Annotated in this window: 19 protein-coding genes; 12 read left to right on the forward strand and 7 right to left on the reverse strand. The window is 44.7% G+C overall.

Annotation, left to right across the window (positions count from 1 at the left end; genetic code table 11):
• Positions 1-22: 22 nt before the first annotated feature.
• A complete protein-coding gene (gene nirB / locus GY843_RS01260; protein ID WP_297305923.1) occupies positions 23-2,527 on the forward strand; it encodes a nitrite reductase large subunit NirB in 2,505 nt (834 codons plus the stop codon).
• A gap of 25 nt (positions 2,528-2,552) precedes the next feature.
• A complete protein-coding gene (nirD, locus tag GY843_RS01265) occupies positions 2,553-2,900 on the forward strand; it encodes a nitrite reductase small subunit NirD (protein WP_297305906.1) in 348 nt (115 codons plus the stop codon).
• 282 nt (positions 2,901-3,182) lie between these two features.
• Here nirD and GY843_RS01270 read toward each other — a convergent pair whose 3' ends face one another.
• Positions 3,183-6,248, reverse strand: coding sequence for a GGDEF and EAL domain-containing protein (locus GY843_RS01270; protein WP_297305907.1), 3,066 nt, complete (start codon positions 6,246-6,248; stop codon positions 3,183-3,185).
• Positions 6,249-6,673: 425 nt separating this feature from the next.
• Here GY843_RS01270 and GY843_RS01275 point away from each other — a divergent pair, with 425 nt between their 5' ends.
• A complete protein-coding gene (locus GY843_RS01275) occupies positions 6,674-7,630 on the forward strand; it encodes a hypothetical protein (protein WP_297305908.1) in 957 nt (318 codons plus the stop codon).
• 501 nt (positions 7,631-8,131) lie between these two features.
• Positions 8,132-9,163 (forward strand): substrate-binding domain-containing protein, encoded by a 1,032-nt coding sequence (locus GY843_RS01280; RefSeq protein ID WP_297305909.1) that lies wholly within the window; start codon positions 8,132-8,134, stop codon positions 9,161-9,163.
• Positions 9,164-9,297: 134 nt separating this feature from the next.
• Here GY843_RS01280 and GY843_RS01285 read toward each other — a convergent pair whose 3' ends face one another.
• On the reverse strand, positions 9,298-9,921 hold the full coding sequence (locus tag GY843_RS01285) for a CBS domain-containing protein (RefSeq protein WP_297305910.1): 624 nt from the start codon (positions 9,919-9,921) through the stop codon (positions 9,298-9,300).
• Between the two features lie 133 nt (positions 9,922-10,054).
• A complete protein-coding gene (locus tag GY843_RS01290) occupies positions 10,055-10,192 on the reverse strand; it encodes a hypothetical protein (RefSeq protein WP_297305911.1) in 138 nt (45 codons plus the stop codon).
• Between the two features lie 124 nt (positions 10,193-10,316).
• On the opposite strand from GY843_RS01290, the gene GY843_RS01295 reads away from it, so the two are divergent.
• Positions 10,317-10,802: an OsmC family protein gene (locus GY843_RS01295; protein WP_297305912.1), complete on the forward strand. Its 486-nt coding sequence runs from the start codon at positions 10,317-10,319 to the stop codon at positions 10,800-10,802.
• Between the two features lie 12 nt (positions 10,803-10,814).
• Here GY843_RS01295 and GY843_RS01300 read toward each other — a convergent pair whose 3' ends face one another.
• Positions 10,815-11,378: a DUF1285 domain-containing protein gene (locus GY843_RS01300; protein ID WP_297305913.1), complete on the reverse strand. Its 564-nt coding sequence runs from the start codon at positions 11,376-11,378 to the stop codon at positions 10,815-10,817.
• Positions 11,379-11,532: 154 nt separating this feature from the next.
• On the opposite strand from GY843_RS01300, the gene GY843_RS01305 reads away from it, so the two are divergent.
• A complete protein-coding gene (locus tag GY843_RS01305) occupies positions 11,533-12,486 on the forward strand; it encodes a hypothetical protein (RefSeq protein WP_297305914.1) in 954 nt (317 codons plus the stop codon).
• A gap of 176 nt (positions 12,487-12,662) precedes the next feature.
• Here the strand turns inward: GY843_RS01305 and panD are convergent, their stop codons facing one another.
• Complete coding sequence (gene panD, locus GY843_RS01310) at positions 12,663-13,097, reverse strand: aspartate 1-decarboxylase (RefSeq protein ID WP_297305915.1); 435 nt, start codon at positions 13,095-13,097, stop codon at positions 12,663-12,665.
• Positions 13,098-13,562: 465 nt separating this feature from the next.
• On the opposite strand from panD, the gene metH reads away from it, so the two are divergent.
• Positions 13,563-17,267, forward strand: coding sequence for a methionine synthase (gene metH, locus GY843_RS01315; RefSeq protein WP_297305916.1), 3,705 nt, complete (start codon positions 13,563-13,565; stop codon positions 17,265-17,267).
• Positions 17,268-17,553: 286 nt separating this feature from the next.
• On the opposite strand, the gene GY843_RS01320 is transcribed toward metH, so the two are convergent.
• Positions 17,554-17,811 (reverse strand): DUF3081 family protein, encoded by a 258-nt coding sequence (locus GY843_RS01320; RefSeq protein WP_297305917.1) that lies wholly within the window; start codon positions 17,809-17,811, stop codon positions 17,554-17,556.
• A gap of 160 nt (positions 17,812-17,971) precedes the next feature.
• Between GY843_RS01320 and GY843_RS01325 the strand changes: the two genes are divergently transcribed.
• From GY843_RS01325 to GY843_RS01345, 5 genes are all read left to right on the forward strand, one after another.
• Complete coding sequence (locus GY843_RS01325; RefSeq protein WP_297305918.1) at positions 17,972-18,589, forward strand: methyltransferase; 618 nt, start codon at positions 17,972-17,974, stop codon at positions 18,587-18,589.
• A 472-nt stretch (positions 18,590-19,061) separates the two neighbouring features.
• Positions 19,062-20,633 carry an inorganic phosphate transporter gene (locus tag GY843_RS01330; protein WP_297305919.1) on the forward strand — a complete coding sequence of 524 codons (1,572 nt, stop codon included), beginning with the start codon at positions 19,062-19,064 and terminating at the stop codon, positions 20,631-20,633.
• Between the two features lie 96 nt (positions 20,634-20,729).
• Positions 20,730-22,532 (forward strand): Na/Pi cotransporter family protein, encoded by a 1,803-nt coding sequence (locus tag GY843_RS01335; RefSeq protein WP_297305920.1) that lies wholly within the window; start codon positions 20,730-20,732, stop codon positions 22,530-22,532.
• A 32-nt stretch (positions 22,533-22,564) separates the two neighbouring features.
• Positions 22,565-22,807, forward strand: coding sequence for a hypothetical protein (locus tag GY843_RS01340; RefSeq protein ID WP_297305921.1), 243 nt, complete (start codon positions 22,565-22,567; stop codon positions 22,805-22,807).
• A 247-nt stretch (positions 22,808-23,054) separates the two neighbouring features.
• Positions 23,055-23,924, forward strand: coding sequence for an MYG1 family protein (locus GY843_RS01345; RefSeq protein ID WP_297305922.1), 870 nt, complete (start codon positions 23,055-23,057; stop codon positions 23,922-23,924).
• Positions 23,925-24,392: 468 nt separating this feature from the next.
• Here GY843_RS01345 and GY843_RS20975 read toward each other — a convergent pair.
• On the reverse strand, positions 24,393-24,482 hold a 90-nt coding region (locus tag GY843_RS20975), incomplete at its 5' end, for an integrase core domain-containing protein (RefSeq protein ID WP_367183783.1).

Below are 24,482 nucleotides of genomic sequence, written 5' to 3' on the forward strand. Positions count from 1 at the left end.
AAACATTATGGGTATATCTTCTATGACTACATCAAATAAACGCCAGTTAGTCGTTATCGGCAACGGCATGGTGGGCCACCACTTTGTTGAGAATTTTGTAACCAGTGACGTAGCTGGTGACTATGAGATCCACATTCTTGCTGAGGAATCACGTGCAGCTTATGACCGTGTACACCTGTCTGAATATTTCGGTGGATCAACTTATGAAGATCTATGTCTGGTAGAAGATAACTTTTACGAAACACATGGCGTGCAGCTTCACCTGAGTGAAGGTGCAACGCAGATCGATCGCGATGCAAAGCAGGTTATCACCGAGCAAGCTACATACCCCTACGACACACTTGTACTTGCTACAGGATCATACCCTTTTGTCCCCCCCATTCCGGGCAATGATGGTGATGCCTGCTTTGTTTATCGCACCTTAGAGGATCTGGACAAGATCCAAGAGTGTGCGAAAGATGCCAAAGTAGGTGTAGTAGTTGGTGGTGGTCTGTTGGGCCTTGAAGCCGCTAACGCACTGAAATCCCTTGGTCTAAAATCCCACGTTGTAGAGTTTGCACCACGTCTGATGCCAGTACAGTTGGACGAAGACGGCGGCGAACTGCTGAAAAAGAAAATTGAAGATCTGGATGTAGATGTTCACTGTGAAAAAGCGACTACAGAGATCGTTGCAGGTGAAGAACACACCTATCGCATGAACTTCAGCGATGGCTCTTACCTTGAAACAGACCTGATCCTGTTCTCTGCCGGTATCCGTCCACAGGACGCTCTGGCTAAAAGCAGCGAACTAGAGATCGGTGAGCGTGGCGGTATTCTGGTTAACGACCAGTGCCTGACTTCAGATAACAACATTTATGCTATCGGTGAATGTGCCCTGTGGAACAATCAGATCTTTGGTCTGGTAGCTCCGGGTTACACAATGGCAAAAACAGCGGTTGCTCACATTGCGGGCGATGAGGCTGCTTTCACCGGCGCAGATATGAGTACCAAGCTGAAGCTCCTGGGTGTTGATGTTGGCTCTATCGGTGATGCACATGGTAAGACTCCAGGCAGCATCAGCTATCGTTACCTGGATGAAGATGAACAGGTTTACTCTCGCATCATCGTTTCTGAAGATCGCACAAAACTTCTTGGTGCTGTTCTGGTTGGCGACAACAGCAAGTACGACACTCTGCTGCAGTACGCACTCAATGGTATCGACCTTCCAGAAAAACCACAGACTCTGATTCTGCCATCCTTTGACGGTGCTGCGGCACCAGCATTAGGCCCTGACGCTCTGCCTGATACAGCAACTATCTGTTCATGTTTGAACGTAACTAAAGGTCAGATCTGCTGCTCTATCGATGAAGGCGCAACCTCTGTTGCTGAAGTTAAAGACGCTACTAAAGCCGCTTCCGGCTGTGGTGGTTGTGCAGCTATGCTGAAAAGCGTGGTGGACTGCGAACTGGAAAAACGCGGCGTTGAAGTCGACACAGATATCTGTGAACACTTCCCACATACCCGTGAAGAGATCTACCACATCATCCGCGTAGAAGGTATCCGTTCATTCTCCGAGCTGCTTGAAAAGCACGGTAAAGGCATGGGTTGTGAAATCTGTAAACCTGCTGTGGGTTCGATCCTGGCTTCATGCTGGAACGAGCACATCCAGAATCAGGAACTGGTAAGCCTGCAGGACACTAACGACACCTTCATGGCGAACATGCAGAAGAACGGTACATACTCCATCGTTCCACGTGTTGCCGGTGGTGAGATCACGCCAGACAAACTGATCGTACTGGGCCAGGTAGCTAAGAAATATAACCTGTACACCAAAATCACCGGTGGTCAGCGTGTTGACCTGTTCGGCGCACAACTGCACGAACTGCCATTGATCTGGGAAGAACTGGTTAATGCAGGTTTCGAAACAGGTCACGCTTACGGCAAATCCCTGCGTACAGTTAAATCCTGTGTGGGTAGCACATGGTGCCGCTACGGTGTTAACGACAGCGTAGGCATGGCGATCAACCTTGAGAACCGCTACAAAGGCCTGCGTTCACCGCACAAGATCAAATTCGCTGTATCCGGTTGTACTCGTGAGTGTGCCGAAGCCCAGTGTAAAGATATCGGTGTGATTGCAACTGAAAACGGTTGGAACCTCTACGTATGTGGTAACGGCGGTATGAAACCACGCCACGCAGACCTGTTCGCAACCGACCTAGATGATGAAACACTGGTTAAATACATCGACCGTGTACTGATGTTCTACATCAAAACGGCTGATCGTCTGCAGCGTACATCTACCTGGATGGACAACCTGGAAGGTGGTCTGGACTACCTGAAAGAAGTTGTTATCGAAGACAAACTGAACATCGGTGAAGAGCTGGAAGCTCAGATGGCTCACGTTGTTGAAACTTATGAGTGTGAGTGGAAAGCCACTATCGAAGATGAAGAGAAACTGAAACGTTTCCGTACCTTTGTAAACACTGAGGAACAGGCTGATCCGCAGATCGTTCATATCATTGAACGTGAACAGATCCGTCCAGCTTAATTCAACGACTGAAGAGGAAATAATCATGACAGCTAATCCAAATACTGAATGGAAAAAACTGTGCAGCAAAAATGATCTGATCCCTAACTCAGGCGTTGCAGCACTATACGAAGGTAATCAAGTAGCTTTGTTCTACATCCCTGGTTACGAAAATGAAGTATACGCAATCGGCAATCACGACCCATTCAGCGGTGCAAATGTACTGGCCCGTGGTCTGATTGGTGATCTTAAAGGCGAGATTATGGTGGCATCCCCGCTCTACAAACAGCACTTCTCCCTGAACTCAGGTGAATGCATGGAAGATGCTGAAGTCAGTGTTCCTGTATGGCCGGTTCGCCTTGAGGGAGACGATGTAGAGATTCTTGCCGCATAAGTATTGATTGATGGGTGGTTTTATCTACCCTCAAACACCGCTCATGGAGGAGTGATCCTGTTCTGGAAATGGTCATACCCCCATTTCCAGACTCTTGGCCCGACTCAATTGACATTGCGCTTTGGGCATTTCAGCCGCAGATTTTTATCTGCGGTTTTTTTTTGTTTAGAGGGCAGGCATTATTTCGAAGAGATTCAGAAACTTAAAAATAAGTTTGCTAGAGTTCCGGGCTAATTGAAAATTCACGGGGCTTGTTCTTAGCTACATGCACCGCGATGCCGACTAAAGAGACGCTATCTTCCAATTGTCAGGTTTCTGCCAGTTATCAATCCATCTAGCAACTTCAGCCGCAGGCATTGGTCTTGAAATCGCATAACCCTGAGCGTAAATACATCCCAACTTGAGTAGAACCTCTCCATGACCCAGGCTCTCAACCCCTTCGGCAATCACCGGAATATCAAAGGTTTTTGCTAAGGCAATCACACCTTCCAATATTTGTAGGTTATCCTGATTCGTCATCATATCTTTAACAAAGCTTCTATCAATCTTTAACTCATTAACATGAAGTTTGCTTAAGTAAGTTAAGGATGAATAACCTGTGCCAAAATCATCTAACGAGATTTTTACTCCAGCATTCATACAGTCGCTAATGACTTTAGCTACCTGCTCAAGATCATCGATCGCTGTATCTTCCAGAATCTCGAGCGTTAAGTCGCCTGAAGTGTAGTTGCTTGACTGATTCAGATGTTGCCTTAAACAATCTACAAACAAAGGGTTTTGCAACTGTTTAGCTGCGATATTCACACTGACATTAAGCGCATAACCGGCTTCATGCCATTGTTGCATTTGATGTAAGGCTTCATTTATGACCCAATCACCTACATCATTGATCATCTCATGGCTTTCTATTGCAGGTAAAAACAGGTCTGGCGCAACGGTGCCAAGTACAGGATGGTTCCAACGCAGTAGAGCTTCCATACCAATAACTCGCCCTTTCTGCATATCCACCTTAGGTTGATAATAAAGCTCAAATTCACCGTTATTCAGGGCTTGTTGAATGCGCTCAGTACCCGCATGGTGATGTCTTACAGCTTTTTCCTCTTTCTCATCGAAAAAGTGAACCCTATTTTTCCCCCGTAGTTTGGCTTGATACATAGCCTGGTCAGCTTGTCGTAATAGCTGATCCGCTTCGATTACCTCCATCTGAGGGTAAATTGAAACCCCTATGCTCGCTGTTATGCATATTTCCACATCGTTAATTGTGATAGGCGAAGTCGCTGCGCTGAGCAGTCGTTCGATTACATTCACATAGCCTATCTTTCCATCCCCATCAGGGAGTACGGCTACAAACTCATCACCACCGATACGTGCAAGGGTATCCCCCTCCCTTAAACATTGCTCCATAGCCTCAGAAACCTGAACTAGAAGGTTATCGCCAATATCATGGCCGAAGGTATCGTTTACCTCTTTGAATCTATCTAGATCAATATATAAAACAGCCACACTTTGATGATGTCGTTTAGACTGCTTCATCGCCTGATTAAGACGATCACTAAGTAATAGCCTGTTAGGCAGATTTGTTAATGAGTCATAATGCGCGATACGCTCCAGTTCAGATTCATGGGATCGTTCCAGAGTTACATCGCTGAAGATACACAGATATTCCCGAACTTCATTCTTATCATCAATGATCGCGGAAATACTTGTTCGCTGAATATAAAACTCGCCCGATTTTCGCCTATTCCAAAATTCACCACTCCAATAATGCTCATTTTGGATGTCATTCCACATGTTATTGAAAAAGTCACCTGAATGGCGCCCGGAGCTTAAGATGGTTGGATCTTTTCCGATAACTTCACCGCGCTCATATCCAGTAATCTCAGTAAAGGCAGCATTAACATCCGTGATCCGATTATCAAGCCCGGTGATCATCATCCCTTCACGGGCATTTCTATACACATTGCTGGCAAGATTGAGGGATAGAGCGGTATTTTTTGCTTCGGTAATGTCGGACATTATCCCGACCCAGACTGGATTTTCTTTCTGGACGTTGATCGGGTTTGAGGCTATTCGCATCCATCTGGTTTCATTATTTATGATGAAACGCCCTTCCCAGCGAAAGGTTTCCGCATAATCTCTAGCTCGAATATTTGCTTTCATTAGACCTTCAAGATCTTCTGGATGCACTTTTGAAAAAGCTATTTGCGAATCTGCAAGAATATCGCTGGCTTCCACTTGAAGCAGTTCACAAAACCTAGGGCTCACATAATCAAAACTTGTAACACCTTCCTCATCAAAAGTTACTGAGTATGTACCATCCGGTATATTTGCGGTTAAGCCAATATATTGATTATGGCTGGATATAATTTGCTCTTCTGCTAGCTTCCGCTCAGAGATATCCTGACGTGTTCCCGATACGATCAGGGGCTCACCACTAGCCGAATACTTTGTAACCTGTCCCCGATCAAGAACCCAACGCCAATCACCGTTTTTTTGTTTTACTCGGAGTTCACAAGTATAGAAATCAAGCTTCCCATCAAGATGATCATTTATTGCTTTTTTAGAAACAGCTAAGTCATCGGGATGTATAAAGCGATTCCACTTCCTCACAGACATAGGTAGTAATTCATCAAGTGAAAATCCTACTAACTCTGCCCACATCTCATTCACATAAAGCTCACCGGATTGGAGATTTAACTCCCATGTACCTGCCCTTGTCGCTGTAATTACATTGGCGAGTCTTTGCTTCTGATTACTCAGTTTTTGACTAAGGTGTTGCTCTTTACGCCTAACAATTACCACATAAATCAAAGCACACATGACGAGTACTAAGGTGATCACCAACATCCAGAGTCGCTTTTTATAATCTTGAGCAATCACCTCAGTTTGGTCTGCTATGGTTTGCTCAAGCTGACTTTGCTGGTGGAAAATAGCTTCTTCTAGAAGCCTTTTTTCTGAAATATCAACGATGATTGAGTGCAGGAGTTTACGACCGGAGAAGACCAATGGGTTTGAAAATACCTCTACGGTTTTTATATCCCCGTTAGCAATACGATGCCTGAAAACAAAATAGTTTCTGGACTCCTGAGCAGCCAACTCACGCTCAGCTTTTACCTGTGCAGGCGTCAGTGTATTAATATCCTGAATTCGCATGGAACGCATTTGATGAAGAGGGTAACCATAAAAAACTGAAGCAGCCTTGTTTGCATCAACAATCGAACCGGTTCTAGGATCTATGAGCAACATGATCGAACCGTGCTGATCGAACATATCGTTGAAGCTTGGATTAGCAAATACAGGAGGGTTTGCGAAAAAGAGAACAAATAACAGGAAAAGAAATCTTTTCATAGGAATATAATACAACCGAAATCTCAAACTGGTTTATATATTAACTAGTACCAAAGCTTTCCTCCATGAGAATTATCCCTAGCTCTCTCCTAAAACACTAACACTCAACGATAGGAGATGACTGCTGACGTTCATTCTAGATTAGCCAGCCGTATAAGCGAACGCCAATTCATTATTAGTGGTGTCTGATTGGATTGCTATTGATTGAGCGCAACGAAAAGGCCCTTACTGCTATTCAACAAGCTACGATTAAGTTCAACAACATGAGAGAATTCAAGCTTTGATGCGCAGAGGGTGATCATTAGATGATTTTATTCTCTTTAGCAGACTGAAAACCAAAATTCACAACGTAAAATTCGCACAGATAGACCATTTGTGTGGGAGGCCCCGTTGAGTCCCAAAACGAAAATAGTATCGGAGTTGGAATGAGAGCTAAAACAACATGCCTGACTCTAGCAGTTTCTATGTTCATGGGTGTAACAGCCCAAGCAGATGAAGTTTCATTTAATGATGCATTGCTAGGCGGAAAATTTTCAGGCGATATCAATACTGTCATTCAGTTTGGATCAGAAAGTGATGCTGGGATATCTGCGGGTCCTATGAGTGACACCAAAACAGCTAACACTGCACTTTCATTGAAATACGAAACGGCCAACTTCAATGGTTTCAAGTTTGGAGCTGCTGTCCAAGCAGGTTACGACTGGAAGCTCGATGATGGGCAACCCTGGCAAGTTCAGGGTGAGGATGATGAACGCAACTCGATTCAATCCATTAACCTACAAAATGCATATATAGCTTACGCATTTGATCCGGAAGCGACCAAGTCAACAATACGTATTGGTCGCCAGGATATTATTAGCCCACTGGTCATGCGCAGCAGTATGTATCCAATGAAAGATGCTTTCGATGCTGTCGTCCTTACCAATAAGGATATTAGCGGTACAACGTTCAAACTTATGTATCTCGAGAATTGGAGAAAACGCTACGGAGATAGTAGCAACAATTCAATCCTCGAAAAGGACGCTCGTTTTGACGGTTCGGTTTACTCAATCTACATCAATAACAACAGCGTTAAAGGCTTAAATATCGAGGGGCAGTATCTATCGAATGATAGTGACTCAACCTTAGCCGGTGACCCTCCAACAAACTTTTTCACAAGCGGCCCATATGACACAACATTCCTGGCTTTGAATTATAAAATTCCAGAGTCCCAGGTCGTTTTAGGCACGATGTATGTTGATGCTGATTACGATAAAGGCGCGGATACTGATCTATGGGGCGCTAGGGTCGCCACTAAGTTTGGTAAGCTGGGTGTCACTTTAGCCTACACGTCTACTGATGATGCAAACAGTTTGCCTGGAACACTAGGCCATGTTCCTTAGTTCAGGGCTTATGCATTCACAGAGCTTTCACCTGAGATCATTGCTGGCGTTGATGAAACATCCATTAGCCTGAATTATGAAACAGGAATCGCGGGTCTGAAAACGTCCCTTGTATATGCATCATGGAATCAAAGTGCAGAGGGAACGGCCAATTCCAGATTCAATTTAGATGACGCTTCGGAATTAGCAGTAGATGTAAAATATAAATTTCCACAGGTAGAAGGGTTGAGCGGGCGCATTCAGCTTTCTCAATTAAATTACGATATTGCTGGCGACTCAGATTTAACATTCCTTCGCGCGCACCTAAAGTACGCTTTCTAAACTTTTCCTACTAATCTTAGTATGAATCGACTGTAAAATAGATGCCGTTGCTGTCGGTAAACGGCATCTATTCCAGCAGCCCTGTGGCCTCAACATTGTCTTCATAGCGCCAATAGTAGATTCAAAACATGGTGCTAATAACTAACTGTTTAGCCGTTTTTTCCGTTATCAAAAAAAGACATGCCCTACTTAAAGCTTCGTCATATTCAATTAATTTTAATAAGCCTTGTATTGTTGGCTGAGCCCTCTTTTTCCGGCGATGGCGATCTGAAATTTGCAGTAATTCCCCAAGGGGTTGGTAACGACTTTTTCGATGATGTACAAGTTGGCTGCGAGCAAGCAGCACAGGATCTGGGAGGCGTTGAATGCCATTATGGTGGCCCTGTTAAAGCAGAAGCCAGAGCTCAAAGTCTCTATATCAATCAGTTGATAGATGAAGGCATCGACGGAATTGCAGTTTCTATCATCGACTCAAGTTTCTTCGCTAGAAAGACCGCCTTAAAAGCCCAAAAAAGTGGAATTCCACTGATAAGTTTCAATTCTGATTTTAATAAAAGCACGTTAGAAACTTTTGAAAATATTCGAGATTCTTACGTCGGTACAGATAACTTCCAATTGGGTTGGGAGCTAGGTAAGCAGACAGAGCTGCTTCGACCTAATGGAGGTAAGCTGTGTTTGATTAGTGGGCATAAATCCAGTCCGGCTTTAGAAAAAAGGGTTGCAGGAGTGCGCGCCGCTTTAGCAGGTATTCCTGATTCCTCTATCACCCTGACGAAACTTGAAGGCCAAAACGGTTGGACAGAATATTCTCGCTGCCCATTTTATAGTAATGATTTACCTCATCGAGCTCTAACACAACTACTGCATGTTTTGGATAAAAACAAACACACCCCTAATGTTGTGGATACGGTGGTATCTGTCGGCGCTTGGCCACAGCAAAATGAATCTGCTTATAAAGAAGCCGTCACCCCCTACAAAGAGGCATTAGCTTCGAAAAAGATAATAGTGGTGATGGGAGACGCGATGAAGCAACAGATACGTTTGCTCGAAGATAATCTGGCCCATGCTAACGTTGGTCAAAACCCTTATCAGATGGGCTATCAGGCAATAGTTATGCTCAAGCGTTTGGTTGAAGGTAAATCAGTACCTGACATTGTATATACGCCAATGATCAAATGTTTACCTGACCAAAAGCCACTTTGTGGTGAATGACTCATTAAGGTAGAACCTGGGAACAGGCTTCTCCAATCAAATACACTCATAGGTTTTGGGATGGTGTTGATATAGACCCCATTAACTAATAACAACATGACCTGAAATCATCGCCTAACAGCATTACCCAACCACTACGACCAAACGCTTAGCGGCGGTTCATTGGCGATTGCGCCGGCAATATCTTTCAGAGTGACAATACCTACAAGGTTCTGGAAGGAATCAATGATTGGCATAATTGCCAAATCAAAACGAAACATTACATCAGCAATACGCCTGATACTGGTAACAGGTTCAGCTGTTATGACCTTTTCATTTTGTAAGAATTTAAGTGTCGTAATTTTTAGGTTTATTTCTTCAGCGTCGACAAGAACTAACTCATTGATGACCTTTTTATAGGAGAAAAGCCCCACTATACGCTGCTCGTTATTAACTATAGGAATGGTATCTAAACCGCAGGCATTCAAGCTATTCAGAGCTGAATATATTGTTGCCCCTTCCTCCAATACAGTGTCAGCCTTTTGCATGATTTCATATGCGTGGTGTAGTTCTTCTTTGGGGCTGGCATGGATTAAACTTCTATATGCTTCCAAAGCACTGCTGTTAGGTATGTAGCTTGTTTGGGTAGGATCAGGGGCTGTATCTTTGAGGAGTTCAATTCCTCTGGAAGCTGAAGTTCCACCTACCGGGTATACTTTATAAAGTTCTTCTAAGGTGTCGCGAAAAACCCTGCCATCGTATTCATAAATCGAAAACATAACACTCCCCTTTCCCCTGAATAAGGGCACCAAGCCGCAATGCCACAGATATTTCCTATACCAACATCTGTGGAACAACCCCGTCAACTAAACACTCAACTATATGTACAGGGTTAAGTACGAGGCAGCAAGTTTACTCTTTGACCATTCCTGCAGTAGAAGATGACTCGACTGTAGCTTCAGGTAGCGCCTTAGTAATCAGGTAATGACCGAATCCGGTGAATATGGCAGCTAAAAACGGTTTCTGTAGAATGAGAGATACATTCAACATTCAATTCTTTATCTAATCCTGACTGAAAGCAGTATAGGTTACATGAGCAGTTATCTCCTAAGATGGGAAAATACTGGCCAGTGGGATTTAACGGCAAAGAGAATATTTGTAAAAAGAGGCAACAATGTCTGAGTATTATGCAAAGATCGCTTGGACACGTGAAAGCGATGAACGGTATACAGATAATAAGTACAGCAGAGGGCACGAATGGACGTTTGATGGCGGAATAACGATTCCGGCATCTTCATCTCCACATGTGGTGCCTTTACCCTATTCCGTTGAAACCAGTGTCGACCCTGAAGAGGCCTTTGTAGCCTCCTTATCAAGCTGCCATATGCTGTTCTTCCTATCCATCGCTGCCAAAAATAGATTCACCGTTGATCAATACATCGATAATGCTGTTGGCATTATGGAAGAAGATCGTGATGGAAAGGTATCAATGACTAAAGTGACATTACGTCCCGAAATTAAATTCTCTGGTGATACACAACCATCTTACGAACACCTAGAACAGATGCACCACCAATCACATGAGCAATGCTTTATTGCAAACTCTGTAAAAACTGAGGTTACCACCGAGATTGTGTTAGCTAATTCAGAACAGAGTTAAACCAGCACTCAATTAAAAGGCCCCTAACTCAAAGACCTCTCCCTGGCTTTCCACCACCAATACCGAACGACCATCAACCATCTTCTCCTCTGCAATCTCCACCAACTGATAAAACACCGTGCGGTTGATCAAACCTCGCATACCGAATCTGACATCAATATAGGGGGAAGGCTCGTGAGTATTCGGGCAGATGTTAACCGTGATTGGATGATCAGCCCCTGCAACCACGACATCATCCGTTAAACTTGTGAAACAGAGCTCCTTAGCCTTCTCTCCTTCTCTCTCTTCAACTGAGATAAAAAGAAACGGGGCATCCTCAACCTGAATACCGACCTTTTCCACCGGCGTTTTAAGAAAAAACTTGTTCTCTTCCTGCCACAGAACTTTTGAGAATAACTTGACCATGGCCGGACGGCCTATAGGAGTCCCCATATAGAACCAACGACCATCACGAGCTATACGCATATCTATATCGCCGCAGAAATCAGGATTCCATTTTTCCAGAGGAGGAATGCCATCACCCGATTTCTCAATCTCTTTACTGGCTTTGTTTAGGTCAAAATTGCTAGCACTCAAGATAAATCCCCGAATATGAACTGTTTTGATATAGCCCTATTAAATCTACTCAACTATGGCAGAAAAACTTTCATCTTATAACTTAAACACATGAAAATAATTAATTGTTAGAATACCCAGCAATTACAGTTTAGACAGATAAGTTAGAACAATCATGAAACAAGATCTCAGAACAAAATTTGCCGATAGCAGCCGTGGTGTTTATCTGTTCGGTACCACACCACCCAAAAACGGCACGACTGAAGAAGCTACATCAGAGATCGCAGATAAACTGCTGCAGCGTCTGGAGCATGTGGAATTTGACGGTTTAATTGTCTATGACATTCAGGACGAAAGCAGCCGTATCGACAAACCACGTCCGTTCCCATTTATGCAGACGCTGGACCCGCGCGCCTACTCCAAGCTACTTCGTGAGAAAGCTGAGCGCCCGGTGATAACTTATAAGAGCGTATCTCAACGCGATGAGGAATCATTTGTACAGTGGTTGGATGAAGCCTGGAACGAATACGGTGTCCGTGACACAGTTCTGGTAGGCAGCCCATCCTCTGAAGGAGAGATCAAACTCAGCCTTAACGATGCTTACTCAGTAATCGCGGATCACCAGGCTGATTTTCAACTGGGCGGCGTAACAATTGCCGAACGCCATGCAGCTAAAGGCAACGAGCATGAGCGTTTAGTGAGTAAATCTGCGCAAGGTTGTGAATTCTTTGTTTCTCAGGCTGTGTATAACGCACAAGCGACAATCGATATGCTGAGCAGCTATGCACGTAGCTGTCGTGAAAATGGTACAGAGCCAAAACGAGTAATCCTGACTTTCACTCCGTGTGGCAGCACTAAAACACTGGAATTTATGGAGTGGTTGGGTATCTCTGTTCCTGAAGCAACCCGCTTTCGCATTATGGATGCGCACAGCCCTCTGCAGGAATCTATCCGTATCTGCCGTAATAATCTTGAACAGATTCTGGAAGCAGTACTGCCGCTGGGTGTTCCAATCGGTTTGAATATCGAAAGTTTAACTAACCGTAAAGAAGAGATTGATGCGTCTATCCGCCTCTTCAAACTTCTGAAATCTATTGTAGATCTGAAACTGGCTGAAGCAGAGCTGTAAGTTTGTAAGCCTAATAGTAGAGAATAGCTGGAGCTCATGTGGGATGGATTAGATCCATCCCTTCGCGATAGGGACATCGCTCCAACACTACTTTACCTACCCTTCTGCTAAATTCAGAGCTGAAAACAAAAAAGCCACCCTTATGGGTGGCTTTCTATATTCGGTTATCTGATTAATCAGATATCTTTTGGCTGAACAGGAATTGCCTGTTTCATACCTGTCAGAACGTTGCGTTGATGCAGCTCTTCATCAGTTGCACCGACACCACCATCTGCTTTTGCATTCTCGAAATAGCACAGTGTTGGCTGATGCTCTTCCACTTCTTTCTCGTCCATCTGAGCATAAGAAGCAATAATCAGAAGATCACCTTTGCTCGCCTTGTGTGCCGCCGCGCCATTAACAGAGATTATCCCACTGTTATCTTCACCACGAATTGCATATGTAGTGAAACGCTCACCATTATTGATGTTATAAATATGAATCATTTCATATTCACGGATGCCTGATTTATCAAGCAGTACACCATCAATTGCACATGAACCTTCGTAGTGCAGCTCTGCATGTGTCACAGTCACACGGTGTAGCTTGCACTTCAACATTGTCTGCAGCATAAAATCTTTACCTGCGTTTGCTCATCCAGACCGGGTTCCCCCGGTGTCCCCCTTTCGCTTTCCAACTTAACCTGTAGGTAAGGGAAAGCACGTCACTGCCAGCTAGATCAGGGCTCCATTGTGTGGATATATCCCTGAAATAGCGGTTTTTCTATACGCTGGTTGTTGCCACCAACTTTGTTGCGGCGCACATAATACTAAAAAACGTTCGGAAAATGAACGCTAATTGTATATACCTTCGCCGAAAAGCGGCACATTCTACCAGCATCACACAGAATTTTAAGTATTGATTTGCCTATTCTTTAGAACAAAAAAGTTCAATCTACTGTAGAACTATACCTAACCAGATTTATCTTCTGATTGAACCCGCTTCATCATAGAATTAACTTTCCTCACACACATTCGTAACCATTTGATTTACAATAGCCCCCTTTCTTTACCCGCTGTAGATTCAGGTAGTTTGCTGTGACCGATAAAACGCTAAACGAAATTCTTTCCGAAAGCCTTAAAAACCGCATCATGATTCTCGATGGTGGTATGGGCACCATGATCCAGGATTACAAACTGGAAGAAGCGGATTATCGCGGAGAGCGTTTCGCTGACTGGCACATCGAAGTTAAAGGTAATAACGACCTTCTGGTACTCACGAAGCCAGATATCATCAAAGCAATTCACAAAGAATATCTATTGGCCGGTGCTGATATCATCGAGACCAATACGTTTAACGCGACGCAGATCGCTATGGCTGATTACGAGATGGAATCACTCAGCCGTGAAATCAACGTAGAAGCAGCACGTCTTGCTCGCGAAGCTTGTGACGAAATCACAGCTGAAACACCGGATCGCCCACGCTATGTAGCAGGTGTACTTGGCCCAACAAACCGTACTTGTTCCATTTCTCCCGATGTAAACGATCCAGCTTACCGTAACGTTTCCTTTAATGAGCTAGTTGAAGCGTACACAGAATCAATCGATGGATTGATTGAGGGTGGTTCTGACATCATTCTGATCGAAACCATCTTCGATACCCTAAATGCCAAAGCGGCAATCTACGCGGTAGAAACCTACTTCGAAGAAAACGACATCCGTTTGCCAGTAATGATCTCCGGTACGATCACCGATGCATCCGGTCGTACGCTGTCCGGTCAGACAACCGAAGCATTCTGGAACTCAGTACGTCACGCTAAACCAATTTCCGTTGGTTTGAACTGCGCACTAGGTCCTAATGAGCTACGTCAGTATGTCGAAGAGCTGTCTCGTATTTCTGAGACTCACGTTTCTGCTCACCCTAACGCAGGTCTACCAAACGCCTTTGGTGGTTACGATGAAACACCAGAGCAGATGGCTGAAGAGATCGGCGAATGGGCGCAGTCAGGCTTCTTAAACATTATCGGTGGTTGCTGTGGTACGACCCCAGCACACATCAAAGCGATTCGTGAAGCTGCCGAAAAAGCTGAGCCACGAAAGCTTCCTGAACTACCTGTAGAGTGTCGTCTATCGGGTCTTGAACCAATGAACATTGGCGAAGATACCCTATTCGTTAACGTTGGTGAGCGTACCAACGTTACCGGTTCTGCGATGTTCAAACGTTTGATCAAAGAGCAGGACTACGAAACAGCACTGGATGTTGCTCGCCAACAGGTTGAGAACGGTGCACAGATCATCGATATCAACATGGACGAAGGCATGTTGGATGCTCACGCAGCGATGGTTAAGTTCCTTAACCTGATCGCATCAGAGCCAGATATCGCTTGCGTACCGATCATGATCGACTCCTCTAAGTGGGACGTTATCGAAGCCGGTCTTCAGTGCATCCAAGGTAAAGGTGTTGTTAACTCAATCAGCCTTAAAGAAGGCGAAGAGAACTTTATCGAACAAGCGAAAAAGCTTCGCCGCTACGGTGCCGCTGTAGTTGTAATGGCCTTCGATGAAACGGGCCAAGCAGATACTTACGAGCGTAAGATCGAGATTTGCGAGCGCTCCTACCGTGTACTTGTCGATACAGTGGGTTATCCACCCGAAGACATCATCTTCGATCCAAACATCTTTGCGGTAGCAACCGGTATCGAAGAACATAACAACTACGCAGTCGACTTTATTCAAGCAACAGGCTGGATCAAACAGAACCTACCTTACGCAAAGATCTCCGGTGGTGTATCCAACGTATCCTTCTCCTTCCGTGGTAATAACCCAGTACGTGAAGCGATCCACTGTGTATTCCTATACCACGCGATCAAGCAAGGTATGGATATGGGTATCGTTAACGCCGGTCAGTTGGCGATCTACGATGACCTTCCAGAAGAGCTACGTCTAGCAGTAGAAGACGTTATCCAGAATACCCGTGAAGACGGCACTGAACGCCTACTGGATATTGCGGAGAAATACCGCGGCGATGGTTCGCAACAAGAAGATACTAAAACGCAAGAATGGCGCGAGTGGGACGTTAATAAACGTCTTGAGCACGCACTGGTTAAAGGTATCACCGAATTTATCGAAGACGACACAGAAGAAGCACGTCAAAACCACGACCGCCCACTTCATGTAATTGAAGGTCCGTTGATGGACGGCATGAGCGTAGTGGGTGACCTGTTTGGTGCAGGAAAAATGTTCCTACCGCAGGTAGTAAAATCTGCACGTGTAATGAAAAAAGCCGTTGCTTACCTGATGCCGTTTATCGAAGAAGAAAAAGACGGCACGAGCAGTTCTAACGGTAAGATCGTACTGGCAACCGTTAAAGGTGACGTACACGATATCGGTAAAAACATCGTGGGCGTAGTACTGCAATGTAACAACTACGAGATCATCGACCTTGGCGTAATGGTACCAGCGGAAACTATCTTGAAAACCGCTCGTGAAGAAAATGCAGATCTAATCGGCCTGTCTGGTCTGATCACGCCTTCTCTCGACGAGATGGTACACGTGGGTAAAGAGATGGAGCGTCAGGGCTTTGATATCCCTCTACTAATCGGTGGCGCGACCACATCTAAGGCCCATACAGCGGTTAAGATCGATCCTGTATTCCACCGCGATCAAGTAGTACACGTAACTAACGCATCCCGTGCAGTAAACGTTGCATCTAGCCTTCTAGGTAATAAGAAAGAAGGTTACGTGAAAGAGATTCAAGAAGAGTACCAAGCTGTACGAGATCGCCATGCTGCCCGTATGAATGACAAACGTCGTGTGACCCTTGAAGCTGCACGTGAAAACAAATACCAGATTGAGTGGGATGACTACACCCCACCAGCACCGCTAAAACAGGGCATTCACGTATTTGATGATATCGCTCTTAGTGATATTCAAGAGTACTTCGACTGGACGCCGTTCTTCCACTCGTGGGAGCTAGCGGGTCGTTACCCTCGCATCCTGAATGACGAGATCATCGGTGAAGAAGCGACTCGTCTATTCAACGATGCTCAAGCGATGCTAAAAGATCTGGTTGATCAGAAACTCCTAACAGCTAAAGCGGTTGTTGGTATCTTCCCAGCGAACAGCGTTAACCACGATGATATTGAGCTATACACAGATGAAAGCCGCAGCGAAGTATTGATGCAGCTACATCACCTACGTCAGCAAACTGAAAAAGTCGCAGGCAAAGCCAATATGTGTCTAACCGACTTCGTAGCGCCAAAAGAAACTGGCAAGCAAGACTACCTCGGTGCTTTTGCTGTAACTGCAGGTCACGGCTGTGATGAACTGGTAGCAAAATACGAAGCGGATCACGACGACTACAACTCCATCATGGTTAAAGCTTTGGCAGACCGTTTTGCCGAAGCGCTAGCTGAGATGATGCACGATAAAGTGCGTAAAGAGATCTGGGGTTATGCATCGGACGAGCAGCTATCTAACGAAGATTTGATTGCCGAGAAATACAAAGGCATCCGCCCTGCTCCAGGTTACCCTGCGTGCCCAGAGCACACAGAGAAAGGCCTACTTTGGGAACTGCTAGATGTTGAGAAGAACACTGGTATGACGCTGACTGATGCATACGCAATGCTGCCAACAGCAGCCGTAAGCGGCTTCTACTTCAGCCATCCTGAATCACAATACTTCGGTGTTGCGAAAATCAGCGAAGACCAAGTAGAAAGCTACGCCAAGCGTAAAGGCATGGAGATGTCTGAAGCAGAGCGCTGGTTGGCACCTAACTTGGGTTATGAACCAGAAGAAGGCTAAGCCTTCTTCTGTAGCTGCGAGTGGCGAGAACGCTGCTTTGCAGCTGCTAGTGGCTAGGAAAAGCAAAAAACCGAACCTTTGGGGTTCGGTTTTTTTTGGATTCCAGCCTTCGAAGGTAGTACGATCAAACTGTCACCTCAAACTTGTTTTAGGATCTATTGATATAGCAGTAAGTGACGAGATGATGCTCGTTAGCTGGTTGGGTTAATGGCTCCTTAGCAGAAATATGTCCAAACAGTTTAATACCGTATCTTGTACCCTTGATGTAAGGCTATTCAAAATAGCTCTAATACATCGAATCTAACTGCCTGATTTTCCTGTTAAAAGACTTGTCGTAGTCTTTGGATACATAAGAAAATTGGAATTCTCCGTTGAAATCCAGTTTGACGAAGTTATAGGCATCGGAGATAAATAGCATACACTCATCTGACTCTTGATAAGCGTAGAGACCCGCCAGGAAATGATGTTTCTCATTGACCTTTTTTCCCTTCTGCAAAATTTTGCTGTGAACACGCTTGAGTAAGTTCTTATTTATGTTCTTCACAATCCGCCCCTTCTCTTCCAGCCTTCCAAATTTTGGAGTTCAGACAAAGAGATACGGTTTGGTTTGCAATTAAGATCACTTGCGTTTGAAAAGGTAACTTACAAAGATTAAGGTTAAAGGTCCCCTTAGGTATTCATTAGATCCCAGGCAGGATGCAGGTTTGGTTGTAGATATTTTTCTAGCTGTTTTTTTCTCCATCATTGGAATCCACTATTCAGCAACCGCAATTGGACTGAAACAAAGAGACGGCTTTACCCGAATTCATTACGGGCCTAGAGGCAGCCGATCCTGGTGGATAAGATGGGTATTCAATATATTCAGAGCGAGTATTTTAGGGCTTTGTATCTTACGTTTATTCATTCCTGCCATTGATGATTTGGTTCTATTTACTCATAACTTACCTTTTATTCCTTATGTTCGTTGGATAGGTGCAGGGTTAATGTTAATCAGTCTATTTCTGATCAGCTATGTTCATGCATATATGCGTGATGAATGGCATTCGGGGATAGATGAGAGTGTCGTACGGGATTTTAAAACTATTAAGTCTGGCCCATACACATTTTGCCGGCACCCACTGTTCGCTTCTGTCATGGTTGGCATGTTTGGCTTTTATTTCGCTCTGCCCAGCTTTTTTTCATTGATATCATTATTTGTCGGTATGATTTGCTTGATTGTGCAAGCCAACCATGAAGAACGTTCACTGAGTGAAATTGATGACTATCAAGCATACCAAGCCAACACCAGAAAATGGCCTATCAGTTTGCCTATAGGGAATTGAAAGCCTGGCTAACAGATAATGAAAAATCACGAGGCAATGCCCTAAAACCCTCATGTGTTTCATAACAGCCGCAGTAGCGAAAACAAGGCTTTGCAGCAAGCAGCTCTGGACTCGATAAATCTATTCTTGCCCCAGCGGTTAAGGCCCGCTTTCGTGATCAGTAAAACTTCCTAGGCATAAACTCGCTATTGGACTTTCTAGTACTGCCATTTGTAATTTAGAAATAAACCACAGCTCCAATCAGCTCCTTTGGAATCAGAACTCCCCCATACCTTTTACTAAAATGTTCACCTTCTCGGATTTATTCCTTTAAAGGTTGTTTTATTGATCTACTCAATGGTTTTGAGCGATGCAGAAAGTTACATTTGATAATCATATATTTCAATTTCATGACAATCGAAATACTTCGGGACTACCTGATGATTCCTGATAATTCGTCCATTGATGCGTGAACCTGAGGAGTAAAACGGAAGTGGATATCAACCAACTCGATAAGATAGAGCGGGCTACGCTCTTCGGCAGACCTGAAATCGTTAGGCTGGGCTACGCAATCCTCTTCATTGTAGGGGTCATTATGTACAGTTACTCAACGGTGGGTAACGTTCCGAACGGAATAATGCTTGTTGCTGCTGCCATGATAGGTGGTTATATGGCGATGAACATCGGTGCTAATGATGTGGCAAACAACGTTGGTCCCGCGGTTGGTTCCAAGGCATTAACATTAACCGGCGCAATTATCATTGCGGCAGTTTTTGAAGCATCAGGTGCATTACTAGCAGGTGGTGATGTAGTTAGCACCATCAAAAAAGGAATCATCAATCCTGAAACAATTCAGGATGCAGATACGTTTATCTGGCTAATGATGGCCGCCCTTCTATCTGCGGCAATATGGCTTAATATCGCAACTTCATTAGGTGCGCCCGTCTCGACCACCCACTCCATTGTGGGCGGCGTATTAGGTGCGGGTATGGCTGCAGGCGGTGTGGCAGTCGCCAACTGGGACAAAATGGGCATGATTGCCGCTAGCTGGGTTATCTCCCCGGTGATGGGCGGTGTGATTGCTGCGTCTTTCCTGATGCTTATCAAAAAGAACATTACCTATAAGAGCGACATGATTGCTGCAGCCAAAAAATGGGTGCCGATTCTGGTGATGGTAATGGCTTGGGCGTTCTCGACTTATCTGGCGCTTAAAGGTCTGAAGAAAATCTGGAAACTTGACTTTGCTACGGCTGCTTTGATCGGTGCAGTAGCCGCTGGCATAGTCTATGTCGTGGTCAAGCCTATGGTTAGAAACGCCGCCGATAAGCTTGAAAACAGCAAGGAATCTGTTAACTCTTTATTCACCATCCCATTGATCTTCGCCGCGGCATTGTTGAGCTTTGCTCACGGTGCCAATGATGTTGCCAACGCTGTAGGCCCTCTTGCTGCTATCAATGATTCAATTATGAGCGGTGGAGTTTCTACCAAAGCCAGCATTCCAGTATGGGTGATGATGATTGGCGCCTTGGGTATCGCGCTTGGTTTAGCGCTATACGGTCCGAAACTGATTAAAACTGTTGGTTCGGAAATAACAGAACTCAACCAGATGCGCGCTTTCTCTATTGCAATGGCGGCAGCGATTACCGTAATCATCGCTTCCCAGCTAGGCCTGCCAGTATCTTCAACCCATATTGCAGTGGGTGGGGTTTTCGGTGTTGGTTTCCTGCGTGAATACCTGAAAACCAACTATGCGAAGAAAATCGCAGAGATACACGCGCACCATCCAGAAGAGGAAGAAGAGAAAGTCCAGCAGTTCATTGAAGAGTTCGAGAAAGCATCGATCGAAGAGAAAGAAGTGATGCTCAGACAACTTAAAGAGCACAGAGCTTCTGCTGAACTAAACAAAAAAGAGCGTAAAAGTCTGAAAAAGATCTACCGTACTGAATTGGTCAAACGTTCTGCTCTGTTGAAAATAGCTGCGGCCTGGATCATCACTGTCCCTGCTGCGGGCATCATGGCAGCAATTCTTTTCTTCACATTGCGAGGAATGATGCTAGAAGTATAAGTATCAGCTATTTTTCAATGAGTTAAACACTAAATGCAATTCTGTGTTTGGCAGTGAGTTGTATTTTTTAATAATCGAAAAGGGTCACATTCGTTAATGTTCAGGAAGATAATCTTATTCACCATGCTTGCAATTCTGGCCTGGGGTTTCTGGATCAGTCCAAACTTCAAGGAAATTGCTGCCGGCGTTGCTATCTTCCTTTTCGGGATGCTTGCCCTTGAAGAAGGCTTTAAATCCTTCACTGGTGGGGTTCTGGAGCGAATACTGCGAAAAACCACCGATGGTCCATGGAGGTCACTGACATTTGGTGTTGTCAGTACCTCTGTTATGCAATCCAGTTCATTGGTCTCTGTGATCACTATATCTTTCCTGAGTGCTGGTCTGATTGGTCTTGCCGCCGGAATAGGAATTATTTTTGGTGCCAACCTTGGCACTACCACCGGTGCCTGGCTAATTGCCGGTTGGGGAATGAAGGTAAAGATTTCCGCCTACGCTATGCCCATGCTGGTATTCGGAATTATTCTGATTTTCCAGAAATCGAGAACAATGAACGGGGTCGGCTATATTCTTGCTGGTCTGGGATTCTTGTTCCTCGGTATCCACCATATGAAAGAAGGCTTTGAGGCCTTCCGCGATACCATTGACCTGACAGCTTTTGCAGTTTCGGGCTATACCGGGATTATGCTTTTCACCCTGATCGGTGTAGCCGCTACGGTGATTATGCAATCCAGCCATGCAACACTGGTGATCATAATTACTGCTCTGGCTGCACAACAGATCACTTATGAAAACGCTTTGGCCCTGGCGATTGGTGCCAATATCGGTACCACTATCACGGCTATAATCGGCTCGATGAGTGCCAATGTGCAGGGTAAACGTCTCGCCGTCGCCCACCTGATATTTAACATGGTCACCGCGATCATCGCCATTGTGTTTATCTATCAAATCGCCGATCTGGTAGATGCATTCAGCGCAAAGGTTGGTATTGCCGCGGATGACTACACCTTGAAGCTGGCAGTATTTCACACCATTTTCAATGCGATCGGAATTGTTGCGATGATGCCTTTCATCAACCAGCTGTCCAACTCTCTGACTAAAGCGATGCCTGAAAAAGAGCAGCCCAGAGAGAAACCAATGTATCTCAATGAAGCAGCTGAAGAGTTGCCTGACACGGCGATAGAGGCAGTGCGTAAAGAGACGTTGAGATTATATGACAATGCCTTCGCCATCATCGCCCACGGCCTGAGTTTACATCGCGATGATATTTTGTCGGATAAAGGCCTTGAAGATGTCGTCAGACAAGACAACAAGGTGATTCCGATCGATTTTGACGACGAGTATGAAAAGAGTATCAAAGGCCTCTACAGTGACATTGTGAAGTTTATTAGTAGTGCGCAATCGAATATGACTCCGGAACAAAGTGATGAGTTGTTCAGGTTGCGCGCTGCTGGGCGCGATATTGTGGAAGCTATTAAAGATACCAAGCACATGAACAAAAACCTTTCACAATACATCCTCTCCCCAAACAACCATATCCGTGCAGAATACAACAAGTTCCGTATTCAACTGGGTAACCTAATGCGTGAACTGGATAATATTCGCAATGATGAGGAAGATTCTTCAAACATTCTTTCTCTGGATAGCCTAAAGCTTGATATGAAAGCTAATGACGTGACTGTAAACGGTGAGATGGAAAGGTTGATTCGCGACAAAAAGATCACTGCAGTAATGGCAACCTCAATGATGAATGACGCCAACTATGCGTATGATGTTGCCAAAAACCTGATCCAGATGGGTGAGTCGCTATTCGCTAGCGGAAATGTGCATATGAACGAGGCTGTACGCAGCGTTGCGCTTAACGACGATGAAGTTGCCGAAATTCTCGAAGAAAATAACTAATATCTCAGTATCGATTGATTGGAGGTAAGATTGTGAAACTGCCTAAGCTTTTAGAGATTACCCAAAAATATCTCGACGATGAGAAACTGAAAACGAGTGAACGCAAGAAATGTCTAAAAGACATCCAGCAAAAGTTAAAAAAGAAAAAGAAACAACTAAAAGAAAAACTTGCTGGTGAACATGATGAAGAAGAGATAAGCCGCTTGAATAAAAAACTCGATATCGTCACAGCTCAACGTAAAAAAGTGATTGCCGCTCTTAAAGCACTCGACTAGGTCGTTATAGGGGTAGGTTTGTTTTCAAGAACCAAGAACCAAGAACCTAGTGCAACACTAAACACTAACTTCTATCAATAGCTGCAGTACGATCATCGGATATAGAAGAAGCCCCCTATTCTTATCAGCAACCTTCCTATAGTATCCGCCCTATCAATTAGACGATGATAATCACGTCTCCACTGCGAACCTCACCACTTGGGTTTGGTTAGCAGCCTTCTATCCACACTTAAATGACACAATAGAAATGCCTGATATCACGATAGTAACGCACAGCGGTAATTTTCATGCAGATGATGTTTTTAGTATCGCTGCGCTTAGAGCCGTTTTTCCATCTTTTAAGCTGATCCGTACACGTGATGAAGAGCTTATCCGTCAGGCTGATATTGTGGTTGATGTCGGTGGTGAATATGAGCCTGACACAGGTCGGTTTGATCATCACCAGCGTGGTGGGGCCGGTGCGCGTGATAACGGAATTCCCTACTCCTCATTTGGATTGATCTGGCAGAAGTATGGCGTTGAGATTTGCCAAGGTAATGCTGAAGTCGCTCAAGCGGTGGATGCTGATCTGGTTTCTGCCATTGATGCGATCGATTGTGGTTATGGTGATGGTGTAGCTAAAGGGGTAAGCCTTAGCCAAACCATCTCTATGTTTAACCCAACATGGCAGGAAGAGACGCATTTCGACGAATGCTTTGATGAAGCCGTTGATTTTGCGTCGCGTGTATTATGCCGATTTATTGCATCGGCTGACGGTGGTATCAGTGCCAAAGATATCGTCGCGAAAGCCATAGAGAATGCTGAAGACCCTCGCGTGATTGTATTAGAGCAATACACCCCTTGGAAAAGAACTGTGCACGCCCTATCGAAAGAGGCTTTATACATCGTTTATCCATCCGATACAGGTCCGTGGCGTATTCAGGCAATACCGGTAAAACCCGGTTCTTTTGAGGATAAAAAATCATTGCCTAAATCATGGGCAGGATTATCTGGTAAAGCTCTGCAAGATGAGACAGGTCTCAGCGATGCGATGTTCTGCCATAACGGCTTATTTATCGCAGGCTGTGAGTCCTTTGACAGCACAATGAGAATGGCAGAGTTAGCGCTTGAAAATTAGAATACTCAAGATGCCATAGAGCTTATTCTTAGCTCTATGGCTCTTCACTTTTAGACGCTTCCTAGTATTTGCTTTATCCTATCCAGAGGAAAATCAATCCCCTTAAAAGCCACGGAAGATCTCTAAGTTGTTAGGCACTTTTCTTTTACTAATCAGCATCCTTTTTATTTTACTAGCCATACCTTTTGCGCTGGTAATAATAACAAATGCTGAAAATAGGAAAACGCCACGAAACCTCTCTGGTATCGCCTTCTATCGTAAGTACCCAAAGCTTCTAGAACTAAGACGGAAGGTCACGCAGATAGATGTAGTTAAATGGCACAACCGAGTCAGCGTGTTTTGCATCATACTCGGAGCATTAACTATCTCGTTAGCAGGTTATTACCCTGAAGAAACACGGGTTGAGACTGTTGTTAGATCTGACCTTTCCCCATCATTAGAACCATTTCCTCGATGAGATTTTTCATCCTATGCTGCTTTGTTTTTAAATGCCACTGGTGACATATAACCCAGTGAACTATGTGGTCTGATATGGTTGTAGTGATGTCTCCATTGATT

The sequence above is a fragment of the Neptuniibacter sp. genome (genome assembly GCF_024231755.1).
Classification (GTDB): domain Bacteria; phylum Pseudomonadota; class Gammaproteobacteria; order Pseudomonadales; family Balneatricaceae; genus Neptuniibacter.

Bases quoted from the DNA above. Each gene is read 5' to 3' on its own strand.
- nirB (WP_297305923.1), top strand. From the start codon at position 23: ATGACTACATCAAATAAACGCCAGTTAGTCGTTATCGGCAACGGCATG.
- nirD (WP_297305906.1), top strand. From the start codon at position 2,553: ATGACAGCTAATCCAAATACTGAATGGAAAAAACTGTGCAGCAAAAAT.
- GY843_RS01270 (WP_297305907.1), bottom strand. From the start codon at position 6,248: ATGAAAAGATTTCTTTTCCTGTTATTTGTTCTCTTTTTCGCAAACCCT.
- GY843_RS01275 (WP_297305908.1), top strand. From the start codon at position 6,674: ATGAGAGCTAAAACAACATGCCTGACTCTAGCAGTTTCTATGTTCATG.
- GY843_RS01280 (WP_297305909.1), top strand. From the start codon at position 8,132: ATGCCCTACTTAAAGCTTCGTCATATTCAATTAATTTTAATAAGCCTT.
- GY843_RS01285 (WP_297305910.1), bottom strand. From the start codon at position 9,921: ATGTTTTCGATTTATGAATACGATGGCAGGGTTTTTCGCGACACCTTA.
- GY843_RS01290 (WP_297305911.1), bottom strand. From the start codon at position 10,192: ATGTTGAATGTATCTCTCATTCTACAGAAACCGTTTTTAGCTGCCATA.
- GY843_RS01295 (WP_297305912.1), top strand. From the start codon at position 10,317: ATGTCTGAGTATTATGCAAAGATCGCTTGGACACGTGAAAGCGATGAA.
- GY843_RS01305 (WP_297305914.1), top strand. From the start codon at position 11,533: ATGAAACAAGATCTCAGAACAAAATTTGCCGATAGCAGCCGTGGTGTT.
- panD (WP_297305915.1), bottom strand. From the start codon at position 13,097: ATGCTGCAGACAATGTTGAAGTGCAAGCTACACCGTGTGACTGTGACA.
- GY843_RS01335 (WP_297305920.1), top strand. From the start codon at position 20,730: ATGTTCAGGAAGATAATCTTATTCACCATGCTTGCAATTCTGGCCTGG.
- GY843_RS01345 (WP_297305922.1), top strand. From the start codon at position 23,055: ATGCCTGATATCACGATAGTAACGCACAGCGGTAATTTTCATGCAGAT.